This is a genomic window from Streptomyces sp. NPDC018026 (assembly GCF_044327745.1).
Lineage (GTDB): Bacteria > Actinomycetota > Actinomycetes > Streptomycetales > Streptomycetaceae > Streptomyces > Streptomyces rubrogriseus.
Genome location: NZ_JBIRFY010000011.1, coordinates 1 through 16,911, shown reverse-complemented (window position 1 = coordinate 16,911; position 16,911 = coordinate 1). Strand labels below are relative to the sequence as shown.

At 68.8% G+C, this 16,911-nt stretch carries 15 protein-coding genes, 1 tRNA gene and 1 pseudogene; 8 read left to right on the top strand and 9 right to left on the bottom strand.

Annotated features, from left to right (window positions below; translation table 11 throughout):
• A complete protein-coding gene (grpE, locus tag ACH4D3_RS28970; protein WP_398327865.1) occupies window positions 1-678 on the bottom strand; it encodes a nucleotide exchange factor GrpE in 678 nt (225 codons plus the stop codon).
• Window positions 675-2,534 (bottom strand): molecular chaperone DnaK, encoded by a 1,860-nt coding sequence (gene dnaK / locus ACH4D3_RS28965; RefSeq protein WP_398327862.1) that lies wholly within the window; start codon window positions 2,532-2,534, stop codon window positions 675-677. Before dnaK ends, grpE begins: the two co-directional genes overlap by 4 nt.
• Before the next feature lie 446 nt (window positions 2,535-2,980).
• Between dnaK and ACH4D3_RS28960 the strand changes: the two genes are divergently transcribed.
• From ACH4D3_RS28960 to ACH4D3_RS28950, 3 genes are all read left to right on the top strand, one after another.
• Window positions 2,981-5,263, top strand: coding sequence for a heterodisulfide reductase-related iron-sulfur binding cluster (locus tag ACH4D3_RS28960; RefSeq protein WP_398327859.1), 2,283 nt, complete (start codon window positions 2,981-2,983; stop codon window positions 5,261-5,263).
• A 133-nt stretch (window positions 5,264-5,396) separates the two neighbouring features.
• Entirely contained in the window at window positions 5,397-6,728 is a 1,332-nt protein-coding gene (locus tag ACH4D3_RS28955) for an FG-GAP repeat domain-containing protein (protein WP_398327856.1), read from the top strand.
• Between the two features lie 154 nt (window positions 6,729-6,882).
• Window positions 6,883-7,839 (top strand): Yip1 family protein, encoded by a 957-nt coding sequence (locus tag ACH4D3_RS28950; protein ID WP_398327853.1) that lies wholly within the window; start codon window positions 6,883-6,885, stop codon window positions 7,837-7,839.
• A gap of 98 nt (window positions 7,840-7,937) precedes the next feature.
• On the opposite strand, the gene ACH4D3_RS28945 is transcribed toward ACH4D3_RS28950, so the two are convergent.
• Window positions 7,938-8,435 (bottom strand): phosphoribosyltransferase, encoded by a 498-nt coding sequence (locus tag ACH4D3_RS28945; RefSeq protein WP_003975262.1) that lies wholly within the window; start codon window positions 8,433-8,435, stop codon window positions 7,938-7,940.
• Between the two features lie 34 nt (window positions 8,436-8,469).
• A complete protein-coding gene (dcd, locus tag ACH4D3_RS28940; protein ID WP_109029314.1) occupies window positions 8,470-9,045 on the bottom strand; it encodes a dCTP deaminase in 576 nt (191 codons plus the stop codon).
• 509 nt (window positions 9,046-9,554) lie between these two features.
• Between dcd and ACH4D3_RS28935 the strand changes: the two genes are divergently transcribed.
• The 3 genes from ACH4D3_RS28935 (at window position 9,555) to ACH4D3_RS28925 (ending at window position 11,139) form a co-directional block, all read left to right on the top strand.
• Window positions 9,555-9,628, top strand: a tRNA-Gly gene (locus ACH4D3_RS28935).
• Between the two features lie 453 nt (window positions 9,629-10,081).
• Window positions 10,082-10,417 carry a helix-turn-helix transcriptional regulator gene (locus ACH4D3_RS28930; RefSeq protein WP_224353298.1) on the top strand — a complete coding sequence of 112 codons (336 nt, stop codon included), beginning with the start codon at window positions 10,082-10,084 and terminating at the stop codon, window positions 10,415-10,417.
• Window positions 10,417-11,139 carry a cation transporter gene (locus ACH4D3_RS28925; RefSeq protein WP_398328433.1) on the top strand — a complete coding sequence of 241 codons (723 nt, stop codon included), beginning with the start codon at window positions 10,417-10,419 and terminating at the stop codon, window positions 11,137-11,139. Before ACH4D3_RS28930 ends, ACH4D3_RS28925 begins: the two co-directional genes overlap by 1 nt.
• Window positions 11,140-11,273: 134 nt before the next feature.
• On the opposite strand, the gene ACH4D3_RS28920 is transcribed toward ACH4D3_RS28925, so the two are convergent.
• The 5 genes from ACH4D3_RS28920 to ACH4D3_RS28900 form a co-directional block, all read right to left on the bottom strand.
• Window positions 11,274-12,428: an XRE family transcriptional regulator gene (locus tag ACH4D3_RS28920; protein ID WP_033276654.1), complete on the bottom strand. Its 1,155-nt coding sequence runs from the start codon at window positions 12,426-12,428 to the stop codon at window positions 11,274-11,276.
• Between the two features lie 32 nt (window positions 12,429-12,460).
• A complete protein-coding gene (locus tag ACH4D3_RS28915) occupies window positions 12,461-13,129 on the bottom strand; it encodes a hypothetical protein (protein WP_051724607.1) in 669 nt (222 codons plus the stop codon).
• Window positions 13,130-13,317: 188 nt separating this feature from the next.
• Window positions 13,318-14,469 carry a tyrosine-type recombinase/integrase gene (locus ACH4D3_RS28910; RefSeq protein ID WP_398327848.1) on the bottom strand — a complete coding sequence of 384 codons (1,152 nt, stop codon included), beginning with the start codon at window positions 14,467-14,469 and terminating at the stop codon, window positions 13,318-13,320.
• Entirely contained in the window at window positions 14,469-14,681 is a 213-nt protein-coding gene (locus ACH4D3_RS28905; RefSeq protein ID WP_031043819.1) for an excisionase family DNA-binding protein, read from the bottom strand. The genes ACH4D3_RS28910 and ACH4D3_RS28905 overlap by 1 nt, the downstream gene beginning before the upstream one ends.
• Window positions 14,682-14,807: 126 nt before the next feature.
• Window positions 14,808-15,065 carry a helix-turn-helix domain-containing protein gene (locus tag ACH4D3_RS28900; RefSeq protein ID WP_030401440.1) on the bottom strand — a complete coding sequence of 86 codons (258 nt, stop codon included), beginning with the start codon at window positions 15,063-15,065 and terminating at the stop codon, window positions 14,808-14,810.
• A 505-nt stretch (window positions 15,066-15,570) separates the two neighbouring features.
• On the opposite strand from ACH4D3_RS28900, the gene ACH4D3_RS28895 reads away from it, so the two are divergent.
• Together ACH4D3_RS28895 and ACH4D3_RS28890 are read left to right on the top strand one after the other, a co-directional pair.
• Entirely contained in the window at window positions 15,571-16,527 is a 957-nt protein-coding gene (locus ACH4D3_RS28895; RefSeq protein ID WP_031043824.1) for a hypothetical protein, read from the top strand.
• A pseudogene (locus ACH4D3_RS28890) lies at window positions 16,524-16,814 on the top strand (ATP-binding protein); the annotation flags it as partial. The gene ACH4D3_RS28895 and the pseudogene ACH4D3_RS28890, both read left to right, overlap by 4 nt.
• Window positions 16,815-16,911: the final 97 nt, after the last annotated feature.

Sequence of the window (16,911 nt, the reverse complement as noted above, 5' to 3'; positions counted from 1 at the left end):
TCAGCCCTCGTCCGGGCCACCGCTCTCCTTGGTCCCGGCGTCGTCCTCCGCGCCGGAGGCGTCCTGCGCCTCGGTGGCGTCCTCGGCCGGCTTGACCGTCTGGGCGCCCGGCTGCGGCTCGGCGACCGCCACCCGCGCGGGGCGGATGGTGCGTTCGCCGATCCGGTACCCGGGCTGCAGGATCGCCACGCAGGTCGTCTCGGTGACGTCCGGTGCGTAGGAGTGCATCAGGGCCTCGTGGATCGTCGGGTCGAAGGGCTCGCCCTCCTTGCCGAACTGCTGGAGGCCCATCTTGGCGATGACCGTCTCCAGCGACTCCGCGACGGACTTGAAACCACCGACCAGTTCGCCGTGGTCCCGGGCGCGCCCGACGTCGTCGAGCACGGGAAGCAGCTCGGACAGGAGGTTCGCGACGGCGATCTCCTTGACCGCGACGCGGTCCCGCTCCACCCGGCGGCGGTAGTTCTGGTATTCGGCCTGGAGGCGCTGGAGGTCCGCGGTGCGCTCGCTCAGCGCGGTGCGCACCTGGTCCAGCTGGGCCACCAGGCCCGCGTTCTCACTCGCGTCCCCGGCCGGGGCCGCCCCCTCTTCGGAGGCGGCCTGCGGCTCGGCGTCGTCAGGGGTGGCGCCGGAGGGGACGTCGGGCTTCTCGTCGAAACCCGGGGTCTCCTCCGTCACGCGGCACCGTCCTTGCGCTCGTCGTCCACGATCTCGGCGTCGACGACGTCGTCGTCGGCCTTGTCACCGGCGCCCGCGTCGGCACCGGCGCCCGGGGCCTCGCCGCCGGCGGCCTGCGCGGCCGCCGCGTCGGCGTACATGGCCTGGCCCAGCTTCTGCGAGACGGCGGCGACCTTCTCCGTGGCGGTGCGGATCTCGGCGGTGTCCTCGCCCTTGAGCTTCTCCTTCAGCTCGGCGACGGACTCCTCGACCTCGGTCTTCACCTCGCCGGGGACCTTGTCCTCGTTGTCCTTGAGGAACTTCTCCGTCTGGTAGACGAGCTGCTCGCCCTGGTTGCGGGACTCGGCGGCCTCGCGGCGGGCGTGGTCCTCCTCCGCGTACTTCTCGGCCTCCTGGCGCATCCGGTCGACCTCGTCCTTCGGCAGCGAGGAGCCGCCGGTGACGGTCATCTTCTGCTCCTTGCCCGTGCCCAGGTCCTTCGCGGTCACGTGCATGATGCCGTTGGCGTCGATGTCGAAGGCGACCTCGATCTGCGGGACGCCGCGGGGCGCCGGCGGCAGACCGGTCAGCTCGAACATCCCGAGCTTCTTGTTGTACGCCGCGATCTCGCGCTCGCCCTGGTAGACCTGGATCTGCACGGAGGGCTGGTTGTCCTCGGCGGTGGTGAAGATCTCCGAGCGCTTGGTCGGGATCGTCGTGTTCCGCTCGATCAGCTTGGTCATGATGCCGCCCTTGGTCTCGATGCCGAGGGACAGCGGGGTGACGTCGAGCAGCAGGACGTCCTTGACCTCGCCCTTGAGGACACCGGCCTGCAGGGCGGCGCCGATGGCGACGACCTCGTCCGGGTTGACGCCCTTGTTGGCGTCCTTGCCGCCGGTCAGCTCCTTGACGAGCTCGGCCACGGCGGGCATACGGGTGGAACCGCCGACGAGAACGACGTGGTCGATCTCGGACAGCTGGATCCCGGCGTCCTTGATGACGTTGTGGAACGGCGTCTTGCAGCGCTCCAGCAGGTCGGAGGTCAGCTGCTGGAACTGGGCGCGGGTGAGCTTCTCGTCCAGGTGCAGCGGGCCCTCGGCGGAGGCCGTGATGTAGGGGAGGTTGATCGTGGTCTCGGTGGACGAGGACAGCTCGATCTTGGCCTTCTCGGCCGCCTCGCGCAGGCGCTGCAGCGCCATCTTGTCCTTGGCCAGGTCCACGCCGTGGCCGGACTGGAACTGCTTGACCAGGTAGTCGACGACGCGCTGGTCCCAGTCGTCACCACCGAGGTTGTTGTCACCGTTGGTGGCCTTCACCTCGACGACGCCGTCGCCGATCTCCAGCAGCGAGACGTCGAACGTACCGCCACCGAGGTCGAAGACCAGGATGACCTGCTCGTCCTTGTCGAGGCCGTACGCCAGCGCGGCGGCGGTCGGCTCGTTGACGATGCGCAGGACGTTGAGGCCCGCGATCTCACCGGCCTCCTTGGTGGCCTGGCGCTCGGCGTCGTTGAAGTACGCCGGGACGGTGATGACCGCGTCGGTCACCTTCTCGCCCAGGTAGGACTCGGCGTCCCGCTTCAGCTTCTGCAGCACGAAGGCGCTGATCTGCTGCGGGTTGAAGTCCTTGCCGTCCAGGTTGACCTTCCAGTCGGTGCCCATGTGGCGCTTGACCGAGCGGATGGTCCTGTCGACGTTCGTGACCGCCTGGCGCTTGGCCACCTCGCCGACGAGCACCTCGCCGTTCTTGGCGAAGGCGACGACGGACGGCGTGGTCCTGGCGCCCTCGGCGTTGGTGATGACGGTGGGCTCGCCGCCCTCAAGAACGCTGACGACGGAGTTAGTCGTGCCCAGGTCGATGCCGACCGCACGTGCCATGGTGAATAACCTCCAGCTGACTTGAGTGGAACAGGCTCAAGTGTGCATGACGCCCGGCGATGGGTCAACAGAGGTGAGTCGAGCCGACTCAACTCTTATCCGTTCCTTACACGCAACGACGCCCCGACCTGCACGTTCTCGGTACTCGCGGCCTGACGAACCGGAAAAATCGTCGCCCGAAAGGACGCACCACCCGCGACTCCGGTTGCCCCGCGAGGCGCCTGAGACACTCCACCCGCGGACCGCCGCACCCGCGCCACGCCGACGGGGGCGCCGACTCGGCGCCGGACGCGGCACCCCGGGGTCAGGGTTGCCTCAGCGACGCAGATCACCGCACGTCCGACTACAGTGCGGCGGAGGATGGGGGTACTCTCAGACGAACTGAATAAGTTACCGCTTAGTAATACCGCCCCCCTCGTAACCTCGCAGGCCCGAGGAGCCCCCAAATGCAACTCGCCGCGATCATCGTGTCGCTGGTCCTGATCGTGGTCGGCGTCGCACTGTTCGGCCGCGCCGTCCTGCAGATCGTCAACTACATGCGGCTGGGCCAGCCGGTGCCGGCCGGAACGCGGACCAACGACCCCGTGGACCGCACCGTCACCGTGGTCAGGGAGTTCCTCGGCCACACCCGGATGAACCGCTGGGGCATCGTCGGCGTGGCGCACTGGTTCGTCGCGGTGGGCTTCTTCTCCCTGCTGCTGACCATCGTCAACGCCGTCGGCCAGCTCTTCCAGGCCGACTGGATCCTGCCGGTCATCGGCGACTGGGCGCCGTACAACGTCTTCGTCGAGTTCATCGGCACGATGACGGTGCTCGGCATCCTGGTCCTGATCGTGATCCGGCAGCTCAGCCACCCGCGCAAGCCGGGCCGCAAGTCCCGCTTCGGGGGCTCCAACTTCGGCCAGGCCTACTTCGTCGAGGCCGTCATCCTCATCGTCGGCGTCTGCATCTTCATGCTGCACGCGCTGGAGGGCGTCCTCCACCACGTGGACGGCTACGAGGCGTCGTTCTTCATCTCGTACCCGGTCGTCGCCGCGCTCCGGGACGTCGACCTCTCCACCCTCCAGAACCTCGTCTACTTCTTCGCCGGGCTGAAGATCGCGACCTCCTTCATCTGGATGATCACGGTCGCCCTGAAGACCGACATGGGCGTGGCCTGGCACCGCTTCCTGGCCTTCCCGAACATCTGGTTCAAGCGCGACGCCAAGGGCGGCACCGCGCTCGGCCCGCTGCTCCCGATGACCTCGGGCGGCAAGCCGATCGACTTCACCGACCCTGGCGACGACGACGTCTTCGGCGTCTCCCAGGTCGAGCAGTTCTCGTGGAAGGGCCTGCTGGACTTCTCCACCTGCACCGAGTGCGGCCGCTGCCAGTCGCAGTGCCCCGCCTGGAACACCGGCAAGCCGCTCTCCCCTAAGCTCCTGATCATGTCCCTGCGCGACCACGCGCACGCCAAGGCCCCCTACCTGCTGGCCGGCGGCGGCAAGACCATGGAGGGCGAGGAGAAGGCGTCCGAGGAGCAGCTCGCCGGTGTCCCGGCCGCCGCTCTGGCCGAGGCCGAGCGCCCGCTGATCGGCACCCTCGAAGAGAACGGCGTCATCGACCCGGACGTCCTGTGGTCCTGCACCACCTGCGGCGCCTGCGTCGAGCAGTGCCCGGTCGACATCGAGCACGTCGACCACATCGTCGACATGCGCCGCTACCAGGTCATGATCGAGTCGGCCTTCCCGTCCGAGGCGGGCACGATGCTCAAGAACCTGGAGAAGAAGGGCAACCCCTGGGGCCTGGCGAAGAAGCAGCGCCTGGAGTGGCTCAAGGAGCTGGACTTCGAGGTCCCGGTCGTCGGCAAGGACATCGAGGACCTCACCGAGGTCGAGTACCTGTACTGGGTCGGCTGCGCCGGCGCCCTGGAGGACCGCGCCAAGAAGACCACCAAGGCCTTCGCCGAGCTGCTGCACATCGCGGGCGTCAAGTTCGCGATCATGGGCGGCGACGAGAAGTGCACCGGCGACTCCGCCCGCCGCCTCGGCAACGAGCCCCTGTTCCAGGAGCTCGGCATGGAGAACGTCATGTCCCTCAACGCCGCCTTCGGCGAGGAGATGGACGAGGACGGCAAGGTGCTGCCCGAGTCGGCGAAGCCCAAGTCGGCCAAGAAGATCGTCGCCACCTGCCCGCACTGCCTCAACACCCTCGGCAACGAGTACCCGCAGCTCGGCGGCGACTACGAGGTCATCCACCACACCCAGCTGCTCCAGCACCTGGTCGACGAGGGCAAGCTGCTCCCGGTCACCCCGGTCGAGGGCATCATCACCTACCACGACCCCTGCTACCTGGGCCGCCACAACAAGATCTACACGCCCCCGCGCGAGATCATCGCCGCCGTCCCGGGCGTCCGCAACGAGGAGATGCACCGCCACAAGGAGCGCGGCTTCTGCTGCGGCGCCGGCGGCGCGCGGATGTGGATGGAGGAGCGGATCGGCAAGCGCATCAACAACGAGCGCGTCGACGAGGCCCTGTCCGTCAACCCGGACATCGTCTCCACGGCCTGCCCGTTCTGCCTGGTCATGCTCACCGACTCGGTCAACGGCAAGAAGAACGACGGCAAGGCCAAGGAATCCATCCAGGTCGTCGACGTCGCCCAGCTCCTGCTGGACTCCGTCAGGACCCCGGCCGACCCGACCGGCGACCCGCAGCCGGAGAGCGAGCCGACGCCGGAGCCGGTGAAGTAGCCGCCGCTCACCCGCTCGACCGACACCCCCGGGTTCCTCCGAACCCGGGGGTGTCGCCGTATCTCGAACGCGTGCATGATTACCCGGTCGTTGTCGGTGCTGGTGGTACGGGTTGATACGGACGAGGTGAACGGTGCGGCGCCTGCGAAGAAGCACCCTGACCGGCACGGCCGCCGTCGGCTGCCTGCTGCTGCTCGCCGCCTGCGGCCACGGACCGGCACCCGCGGCCGAGGACGCCGCCGCGCCCACCCCCGTACGCGCCGCCCAGGCCCCCGCCCTGCTCCCCGTCCCGCACGGCGAGGGCAGCGAGGTCCCCGACGACTTCAACGGCGACGGCCACCGCGACCTGGTCCTCGACAACCTGGTCACGGCGGAGACCCACACGGACGACGCGGGCATCGGCATCGTCTACGGCTCACCCCGCGGACTGGTGCCGGGAGCCCGGCAGTTGCTCACGCCGAAGAAATACGCGGCGCCGACCGACGGCCAGTTGCCGGCCGTCTTCGAGGCGGAGGCGAGCTGCGACCTCGACGGCGACGGCTTCACCGACCTGGTGGTCACCACCGACCCGCCCTACGACGGCCAGGGCCGCCCCCCGGTCCCCCTCCAGCTCCTCTTCGGCTCCCCGTCGGGACCGACCGGCCGCGCGGTCCCGCTGACCATCCCCGACAAGGCCCGCTACGGCAACGACTGGCCCGAGCGCCCGGTGTGCGGCGACTTCGACGGCGACGGCGCCCAGGACCTGGTCGTCCACGCCTCCGCCGGCCGCCTCAGCCACCTGCGCGGCCCCTTCACCCGCAAGGGCGCCCCGCACAAGGCCGGCGCGGCCATCCCCTCCCCCGGCGAGGCCCCGGCCGGCCCCGCCGCCGACGTGAACGGCGACGGGTACGACGACCTCGTCGTCCGCGTCTCCGCGGGCCCCGGCAGGGCGGCCCTCGTCCTGGGCGGCCCCGACGGCCCGGCCCGCACCGGGGTCACCCTCCCCACCGGCGTCGACATCGCCCTGGGCACCTTCGGCAAGGGCAAGGCGCTGGACGCGGCGGTGGGCACCCCGGACGGCACCGCGCTGCGCTACGACCTCCCCACCGCGGCCGGGGGTACCTCCCGCGCATCGAGCAGTGGGGGAGGCACCCTCGGCGCGCCGGGCTCGATGCTCGACGCCGCCGACTTCGACGGCGACGGCCTGAGCGAGCTGGTCTCCAGCGGCTCCGCAGTCCGGGTGTACCCCGGCCGCGAAACGGGTCCCACGACCCGGGGCGCGGTCACGGTGCGGCCCGCGGCGACGGGCACGACCCGAGTGCTGACAACCGGCGACTTCGACGGCGACGGCCTGGCGGACCTGGTACTGCGCACCTCCCAGGGCGACACCGAGGACTCCGTCGAGGTACACCGGGGCGCGGCGAAGGACCTGGTCACGGCACGGGCCGCGGTCACGTTCTCGACGGCGCAGTTCCTGGCCCCGTAGCGGACCGGCCGGCCGTACGGTGCCCCGTGTCCCGTACGGCCCTTAGGGGACGCCCCGGTCAACCCCCGTAAGGGATGTCACAGCTCGGCAGCAAAGGACCCCCGAACGGCCGGGCCCCGCACGTCACTCTCCGGGACCAGGTACGTTCGAAGGCGTGGCTGGATTCAGGATCGGACGCGGCCGGGACAACGGCGCTCCAAACGCGCGACCGCAACGCCCCCCGTACGGACAGCAGGCGCCCCAGGGACCCCCGTACGGCGGCCCGGCGACGCCTCAGCAGCCGTACCCGCAGCCGCCGTACGGAGGTGGCGCCCCCGGACCGGGCGGGGCCCCCGGCGGATCCCCCTGGCCGCAGGCACCCGGCGGACACGGCGGCGGACACGGTGAGCCGGAGTACTTCGGCGACGGCGGCTACGGACAGGGCGGCCCCGGCGGCCACCCCCAGCAGGCCCCGTACGACCCGTACGCGGCCAACAACCCGGGCCACACCCAGGCGTTCAGGGTCGACGACCCCTACAACCAGGGCGACACCTACCGCGCCGGCTCCGCCCCGGCCCCCGGCCCGGTCGGTCCCCGCCTGCACTGGAAGGACCTCCTGAGGGGCGTCGTCCTCGCCCCCAACCAGACCTTCCTCCAGATGCGGGACTACGCGATGTGGGCCCCGGCGCTCATCGTGACGTTCCTCTACGGCCTGCTGGCGGTCTTCGGCTTCGACAACGCCCGCGAGGAGGCGATCAACGCCACCCTCTCCAACGCCATCCCGATCGTCCTGACCACGGCGGTGGCGCTGGTGCTGAGCGCCTTCGTCCTGGGCGTGGTCACCCACACCCTGGCCCGCCAGCTCGGCGGCGACGGCGCCTGGCAGCCCACGGTCGGCCTCTCCATGCTGATCATGTCGCTCACGGACGCCCCGCGCCTGGTCGTCGCCATGTTCGCCGGCGGCGACGCGCCCTTCGTCCAGATCCTCGGCTGGGCCACCTGGGTCGCGGCCGGCGCCCTGCTCACCCTGATGGTCAGCCGCTCCCACGACCTGCCCTGGCCCAAGGCCCTCGGCGCCTCCGCGATCCAGCTGATCGCCCTGCTGTCGATCGTGAAGCTCGGCACGTTCTAGTCCCAGACATGCGGAAGGGCCCCGGCGTGCAGGTCACGCCGGGGCCCTTCGCGTCGCCGCCGACTGACCGTCCGACTGTCCGTCCGTCCGACGTCCGGTCAGGCGTCGAGCACCTGCCCCTGCCGCCGTACGACGGGCGGCTGAACGCTCCACGGGAAGTTGATCCAGTCATCGGTCCGCTTCCACACGTACTCGCACTGGACGAGGGAGTGGGACTTCTCATAGATCACCGCGCTGCGGACCTCGGCGACCGTGTCGAGGCAGAAGTCACGCACCAGCTTGAGCGTCTTGCCGGTGTCGGCGACGTCGTCGGTGATCAGGACCTTCTTGTCGGAGAAGTCGATGACGTTCGGGACCGGCGCGAGCATGACGGGCATGTCGAGGGTGGTCCCGACCCCGGTGTAGAACTCCACGTTCACGAGGTGGATGTTCTTGCAGTCCAGCGCGTACGCCAGCCCACCGGCGACGAAGACGCCCCCGCGGGCGATGGACAGCACTATGTCCGGCTCGTACCCGTCGTCGGCGACGGCCTGCGCCAGTTCGCGCACGGCGACGCCGAACTGCTCGTAGGTCAGATTCTCCCGAACATCACTCATGCGCGCGTCCTGCTCATCCTGCTCATCACTGGGTTCATACCTGGGTCCGATGGAAATTGAGGAAGGACCGGGAGGCGGTCGGCCCCCGCTGGCCCTGGTAGCGGGACCCGTAGCGCTCGCTCCCGTACGGGTGCTCGGCCGGCGAGGTGAGCCGGAACATGCACAGCTGCCCGATCTTCATCCCCGGCCACAGCTTGATCGGCAGGGTCGCGAGATTGCTGAGCTCCAGCGTCACGTGCCCGGAGAACCCCGGGTCGATGAACCCGGCGGTGGAGTGCGTGACCAGCCCGAGCCGCCCGAGCGAACTCTTCCCCTCCAGCCGCGAGGCGAGATCGTCCGGCAGCGAGACGACCTCGTACGTACTGGCCAGCACGAACTCGCCGGGATGCAGGATGAACGGCTCGTCGCCGTCCGGCTCCACGAGCCGGGTCAGGTCCACCTGCTCGACGGAGGGGTCGATGTGCGGGTACCGGTGATTCTCGAACACCCGGAAGTAGCGGTCGAGACGCACGTCGATGCTCGACGGCTGCACCATGGAGTCGTCGAACGGATCGATCCGCACCCGCCCGTTGTCGATCTCGGCCCGGATGTCCTTGTCTGAGAGAAGCACGCACCGAGGATACGCAAGACGCGCGGAGCGGCGACAACCGCCGCCGCGCCGCGCGCCCGAACCCGCTCTGCGTCCGTGCTACCGCTTCTCCGCGCCCACCGGCACGGCACTCCGCAGCCGCGCACACCGCGGACATCGGACGAGCCGACCGGGGCCGAGTCGATCGGCCTGCTGCATCGGGAACGAGGTGGCGGTGAACACGTGCCCATCGGCACAGCGGACGACGGTGCGCTCCATCAAGTCCTTCAAGTCCCTTCCCCAAGAGCCGCGTCTGGCTTACTACCCTGACGACAAAAGCCACAGTACGGGATGAAAGAGACGACTCTCCAGGCGGCACTCCGCCCTCACGCACACCCTCTGCGAGGCCCTCACGGTACGCCCCAACTCCGAGCCGCCGCAGCCGCATCCCCACCCCGAAACGACCACCGGCTCCACGGCGCGAACACCGGGAGCCGGGCATGGGGTAGAGTGAGCGAGCGTCCAGGCACCGACCACGGTCGGCGTCTTACGCGGGTGTAGTTTAATGGTAGAACATCAGCTTCCCAAGCTGAGAGCGCGAGTTCGATTCTCGTCACCCGCTCCACTTCGAACCCCCAGGTCACCGATCCGGGGGTTTCTTGTTGTCTAGTCCAATCACAGGGCGGCGTGCCCTCCGCGTGCCCTAACTGCAGGTGGGCCACGCCCAGGTGAGCCCTAGCGCGCCATCCCAACCCATCCAGCGCCGGAATGTCTCGAATAGCGAGACGTATTTCATGTGACCTGCACCACTCCTTGTGTTGCCGCACGGGGAGTAGCTTCCGCAAAGCAACAGTTCGCCGCGAGTCGGCGACAAGGCGCCGCTGCGCGATTGCAGCCTCGACGGAAACCGGGGCGACCTGGAGGAGCAGCAGCCATCGGAAGGGGCACGGCGCTGCTGGATGTCACGGCGTTTCAGCACGGGCGGGCAGTACGCCGGAGGTCGGCGGCAGGATACGCGTGGACCACCACCCAAAGATTCACGATCCTATGAATTCAGGATTTGATGTACTGTCGGGGCGTGCTGACTGTTGCCCCCGACATCGAGGTGCTGGCCCGGTTCGGCCGCGCGCTCGCCGACCCGATCCGCTGCCGCATCCTGCTCGCCTTGCGCGAAGCGTCCGCATATCCCGCCGACCTCGCCGATACCCTCGGCATCTCGCGGACACGGCTGTCGAACCACCTGGCATGTCTGCGCGACTGTGGGCTGGTCGTCACCGCGCCCGACGGCCGACGCACTCGCTATGAGCTCGCCGACGTACGCCTCGGCCACGCCTTGGACGACCTGCGCACCGCCGTGGTGGCCATCGAGACCGACCGGACCTGCAGCGAAGCCGACGAGAAGGGATGCTGCTGATGGTCGCCGGGATATCGATATCCCTCGGGCCGTCTCCAGCCCGCCGCGAAGCGCTGGCTCGCCGGATACGCCTCCTGGTCGCCGCCACCATCACCTACAACGTCATCGAGGCAATCGTCGCCATCACCGCAGGCACGATCGCGTCGTCCACTGCCCTGATCGGCTTCGGACTCGACTCGGTCATCGAGGTCTCATCCGCTGCCGCGGTCGCCTGGCAGTTCTCCGCGGCCGACCACGCCGTCCGCGAAGCACGCGAACAGCGGACCCTGCGGATCATCTCCGTCTCCTTTCTCGCGCTCGCCGCGTACGTCAGCTTCGGCTCCGTCCGCGCATTGACCGGCAGCGGTGAAGCCGAACGTTCCCTCTCCGGCATCGTCATCGCCGCTCTGTCACTCGCGATCATGCCGCTCCTGTCCGCCGCCCAGCGCCGGGCCGGCCGGGAGCTCGGCTCCGCGAGCGCGGTCGCCGACTCCAAGCAGACGCTGCTGTGCACGTACCTGTCCGCCGTTGTCCTTCTCGGCTTGGTCCTCAACGCCACCCTCGGCTGGTCCTGGGCCGACCCCATCGCCGCTCTCGTCATCGCCGCAGTCGCCGTCAAGGAAGGCCGCGACGCGTGGCAAGGTGGGGGCTGCTGCGCGCCCACATCAACCGCACCGGTCCCGTCCGCCGCGGCTGAGACAGACACCTGCGGCTGTCGCGCCGGCTGCGACTGCTGCAGCTGACGTCCAACGTCAAGCGAGCCCCGCCGTGGTGCCGGGGCCCGCTTCACGTCAGGATTACGCGCTTGTCGTTGGCGGCTGTTCCGCTGCCTCGCCGAAGCCGCGACAGGCGCCGCGGAGCCGGCGCCCTCATCGGCTCATCGGACGACGGACAGGTGGGACCGGTCAGTCTTTCCGATGCGCTGCCGCCCCTCACCCTCCTGCGTGGTGACGACGAGGCCGAAGACGAGGTCATTGAGGTCGGCTGGCTGGAGGTGCAGTTCACGGGCGATGTCGGTGAGTCCCGTGCCCTCACTTCGCAGGGTCGCGAACACCTTGCCCAGGATCTGGGAGGTCTCGCGGACCACGCCGCTACGCGGCTCAGACCTTCGGTAACCGAGGCGACCGAGCTCCACGCAGTGGGTTCGGTACTGCCACTCGGTGGTGAGGCCCAGTTCGTGCAGCCGGTGGGCCAGCGCCATGGCGGCGACCTTCCAGCGGCGCTTGGCCTGAAGGATCCAGTTGGTACTCGCACCGCGCGGGGCGTGTGCAAGAACGTCCGCTCGTGGCATCAGAAGCGCTGCCGCGAACCGATGGGCCTCCGCCTCAGCCTGCGGACCATGCGGCATCTGCTCCTCACCGTGGAGGACGAGATGCCCGAGTTCGTGGGCCGCGTCGAAACGCCCGCGCTCCGCGGTCTTCTCGGTACTCAACAGCACGAACGGAACCCCACGGTCCCAGAAGGAGAACGCGTCGACCTCCGGGCAGTCGCGGGAGAGCGAGAAGACACGCACCCCATGCGCCTCCAAGAGGTGCACGGCGTTCGGGATCGGTGCGTTGCCGAGGCCCCAGCGGGCCCGCACCAGCGCGGCAGCTTCCTCTGCCGGAACGTCTGTGCCCGCAGCCTCCCCGGGGTGAGGAATGCGGTCCGCGTCCGAACCAAGACGGCTGAAAGACGTGAGCGTCGGGATATCGGGAGAGGGCAAACGGAAACGCGCGCCGATCCAGTCCTGGAGGACCCGCGCCAACCGTCCAGAGCTGAGGGCGATGTCCCGTTGCGAGGCGGTCATCTTGCTCAGGGCGCGGAAGCTCACCGAATCCACCGTCAGTTCGGCGATGTCCTCGGCGGTGAAGAAGGACGACGGGAACTCCAAGGCCGCCGCGAGTGCCTCCAGGGAAGGTGGGCTGGGGACAGCACGCCCATTCTCGAAGTCGGACAGCCTGCGCGGCGTCAAGCCGGCCATCTGGGCAAGTCGGGTGACGGTCAGTCCTCGACGCTTGCGCGCGAGGACCAGCCGGGATGCGGTGGTCATGGAAGGAGCCAAGTGTTGGTCGTGCTGAGTGGTCAGGACAGGCGCTCGATCGGAATGTCGATGCCCCCCTGGTCGTCGTCGACATCGTCGACGAACGGAGTGAAGCCCTCGAAGTCGATCCAGGGAAGGATGATCCGCTCGTACCAGCTGCTGATCTTGCCACGGCTGCCGGTGTCATTGGGGAGCGACAGCTCGGCGTGGAGCCGGGTTCCCTGATCGGTCTTCGAATGGTGGTAGAGCAGGAACCAGGTGGGGATCCCGTCACCGGCGTCTTGTTGCTCAGACACCGTCTCCACCTCGCCGAACAGCAGCAGCTGGCGGTTGGCCTCCACCCGCTTCATCACAGCGTTGCCCTTGGGGTAGCGCGTGGAGGGAGTCAGCGCGGCATAGCCGGTCTCCACGCTGCCACTGGATGCGGTGATGGCGAAGTCGCCAGAGGGCGCGAGGAGGAGAGGAACGTTGCTCGGGCTGATGCTGTTCCACCCGACCGGCTTGTAGGTCTCTCGCAGGAAACGGATCGTGCGCCCCCAGAAGATGTTGCCGGGCAGCGAGACGGGATCCAGCGGCGTGCAGAAACTACGTTCCGCCTCGGCTCTGCGCAGAACGTCCTCGATCGCTTCGACCGACAGCCCCAACTTGGCGAGCCGATCACGGACCCGAGGACTCTCCGCGTGCACAACAGTCATGCCCAGCCCTTCCACGCACCGACTCGACTTCCGGAAACTCTCCCTCATTTGAGGGAGGAAATCAAGAAATGAAGCAGGTCAGTGACGACGCGGCCAATGCCAAACTGGTTACCTGGGGTCTCTACTCCTTCGAACCGCGCAGCTCAGCGCGGGCGCGGGCCGGGTCGAAGCACTCGCCCGGGCCGACGCACGGGCGGCGCGTGTCACGCCTCGCAGACCCCCTTCTCAGCAGCAGGAGCTCGGTGCCGCTGGGACCGGACCTCGGCGTCGATCCCTTGAGCCAACTTCCTCTGATGCTTGGCCGTCGAGTGCTGGTAGATCAGCTGGGCCCGTTCCGAGGACTGGCCGGCGCGCACCATGAGGTCCTTCAGCTTGGCGCCGGTGTCGGCGGCGAGGGTGTTACCGGTGTGCCGGAGGTCGTAGAAGCGGAAGTTGTCCGGCAGCCCCGCCTTCGTCCTGGCCTTGCGCCACTTCCGTCCGAACGTCGAGCGGCGGAACGGGGCTCCCCTCTCCCCGACGAAGAGGAGCCCGTCCGGCTCCTTCTCGGAGAACCACTGCACGTGGCGTCGCAGCTCGGGCAGGAGGAAATCGGGCAGGTACACGGTGCGCTTGCCCGCTCGTGACTTGGGATCGCCGGTGACCCTCCTGCCGTTGGTCAGCTCCGGGGACGCATGCGTGATCCGCAGGGAGCATTCGTCGAGATCGACACTGCGGCGGCGCAGTTCAGCCAGTTCCTCGGGGCGGAGCGAGGCGAAGGCACCGAGCAGGACCATCAGGCGCCAGCGCGGACCCATGGCGTCGGCGAGGTCGAAGACCTGCTCCACGGTGGCGGTCGGCCGCTCGTCGGCTTCCTCCCGACCGGCGCCCTTGATCCGGCACGGGTTGGTCCGCAGGAGGTCGTCATCGACCGCGGTCTGCAGAATGGCCTTCAGCAGCCGGTACGACTTGGCGACCGTCGTGGCACCCGTTGCCTTGAGCCGCTCGGCTCGCCAGGTGCGGACGGAAGGCGGTGTGATCTCGTCCAGGTCCTTGCTGCCGAAGGCCGGCAGGAGGTGCAGGCGTAGCAGGCCGTCGTAGCGGTCGACCGTGGTCGGGGCCAGACCGCGCTCCTCCACCCAACGGAGGGCGTACTTCTCGAAGTTGATCGCGCCGGCGTCCGGGTCACGCCAGTGGTCACGCTCGATGTCGGCGCGGACCAGGTTCAGCCAGTCCTGCGCGTCGGTCTTCGTGTCGAAGGTCTCGGGGGCCTTGTGGCGCTGCCCGTCCGGGCCCAGGTAGCGGGCCTGCCATCGACCGGACGGGAGCTTGCGTACGGTACCGAACTCCCGACGACGCTGGAGCTTGCGTGTCGGCATCAGGCGGCCCGCCCGTACCGAGTGCGGGTGCGCCGGGTCGGCTCGACCGTGCGCGCCTCGATGTACTCGGTGACGGCACTCTCGGGGACGCGCACGGGACGTCCGAGCTTGACGTAGCGAATGCGGCGCTCGGCGATCAGACGGCGAACGAAGCGTTCGCCGGTACCGAGCTGTTCGGCGGCTTCGGCCACCGTCAGAAGGCGGTCAGTCATGGGCGACCGCCCCCTTTCGGCTGTGCTGCTGAGTGCAACGGGCCGGGGCTATTGCGAGTCGGTGCAACGGTGAGACTTCCTTACCGAGGTCGAAACTGGAGCGGGCACGGCGGACCGGTGGTGGCTTCAACAGGTCGCGGAGTCCTGGAGCAGGGCGCGGGCCGGGACGCGAAGTGCCTGCGCGAGGGTGAGCAGGTCGTCGACGTCGCAGCGGCGCTGAGCGCGTTCGATGCGGGACAGCATCGTGTTGGACATTGGCCGGCCAAGGGCGGTGACGCGAGCGGCCAGCTCTCGCTGGGAGAGGCCGCGCTCGGTGCGGAGAATTTCGATCGTGCGGGCGGCCCTTATCCCGGCTGCGCCGATTTCCAGTGAACGTGCTGCCATGACTCCAATTCTCGGCTGTGTTCGCCGGTTTGGTTAACCGGCGATCGTCGGCTATGTTGCGCCGCCGTGCGTTTGGCAGGCGGGTGGCCATTTCGTCGATGGGTTCCCTGTGACGGCGACCCGAGCAGTGCTCGACAGCGTCTCTGACGTGGGGTGTTGTGTTGTAGCTTCGCCACTCGCCGGACGTCAACGCCTTGCCGGTGTGATCCTTCTGGCTTGACGCCCGGAACAACTATTTGGTCAACCGCAGATCGTGACCTACCGTTTTCACGCCGCCCTCGCCGCCCCGATTCCCGACGGCCTTTCTGCCGACAGAGATTCGACAGGTCAGGGCTGGACTTGTGCCGCCCGGGTGTGGCTATGTTGACGACACCCCCGGAAAGCGCGCCCGGCTCTCAGCCAGCCTCGCGTCAACGGCCGGCCAACTCCCCCGCCTTTGCCGTCACGACCGACGGTGAGCCATGGGTGCCCGCCCATCGGCCACCGAGTAAGGAACACTCCGCTCTTGGCACGGATCCGCACCATCAAGCCCGAAGCCTTCGTCTCCGAATCCCTCGCCGTCGTCACCCTGACCGCCGAGCGCACCTTCTTCGGTCTGCTCACTCAGGCCGACGACCAAGGCCGCTATCGCGACCACGCGGCGATCATCGCCGGTCAGCTGTGGGTTCTGCGTCCGGAGCACACTCCCGCCGAGGTCGAGAAGGATCTCGCCCAGCTGGCCGACGCCGGCCTGGTCTGCCGGTACAAGGGCCCGGACGACAAGCGCTACCTGCACATCGTCACGTGGCACAAGCACCAGAAGATCAACCGGGCCAGCAAGAGCCGCATCCCGGCCTGCCCTCGCCACAACGATCCGAACGGTGCCCCGGGCGGCACCGAGGCTGTCGAGGCCGTGGCACCCGCGCCGTCCGTAACGCACGGAGCCGTCGCGGACCATGCGCCGAACCCTCGCGGAGGTGGCAGTGAAGGGGCACGGAACCCGCACGATCCCTCGAACCAAACGGAAACCACCAGCAAAACCGCAGGTCAGAAGGCGTTCAGTGAGCCCTCACCTGAACCTCACGGACTCGTGCTTGAGGCCGCGGTGACACCTCACGGTCCGGATCTAGGACCTAGGATCATGGATCTAGGATCTACCCCTTCGGGGGGCGCAAGCGCCCCCGCGGCCAGCACCGTCTCGGCCAAGCAGCTCATCGCCGAATACAGCGCGGCATGCGCCCACCGCCCGCCCCAGGACGTCCTGGGCCATCTCGGCCGAGAGGTGCGCAAGCTGCTCGCCGAAGGCATCGCTCCCGACCACGTCAGGGCAGGGCTCGTCCTCCACAGGACCAAGGGCAGGCACCCCAGCATCCTGCCGAGCCTGGTGCACCAGGCCATGAACGCCGCCCTCGCCCAGCCCGTCATCCACAGGGCGTGGACAAACCCCGCCGACGTCGAAGCCGCCTACGGAGAACAGCTCTGACCTCCACCCTCACCCGCGAACCCCAGCCCGTCGGCCCGCTCGCCGACCGTCTGAACGGCATACTGGCGGGCCGTGGCATCGACCCCGGCGCCGTAGCCGCGGAGCCGTCCGCCGAACCCGTCACCGCCTTGGAGCTGGCCGACGCCCGCATCCCGGCCCGCTACCGCCGTGCCCTCGCCGACCACCCTCAGATCATCGCCTGGGCCGACCACATCGCCCATGCCGGACGCCCCGGCCCGAGTGGGCCTGGCATCGCCGAGGGTCCCTCCCTGCTGATCGCCGGCCCGGTCGTTATCGCCGGTTCGTTCGCGATCTGAGCATGTTTTGCAGCTCAGGACGGTTCTTCGATCGATGTGACGTGGTCAGCAGGGGCCGATGGTTCGC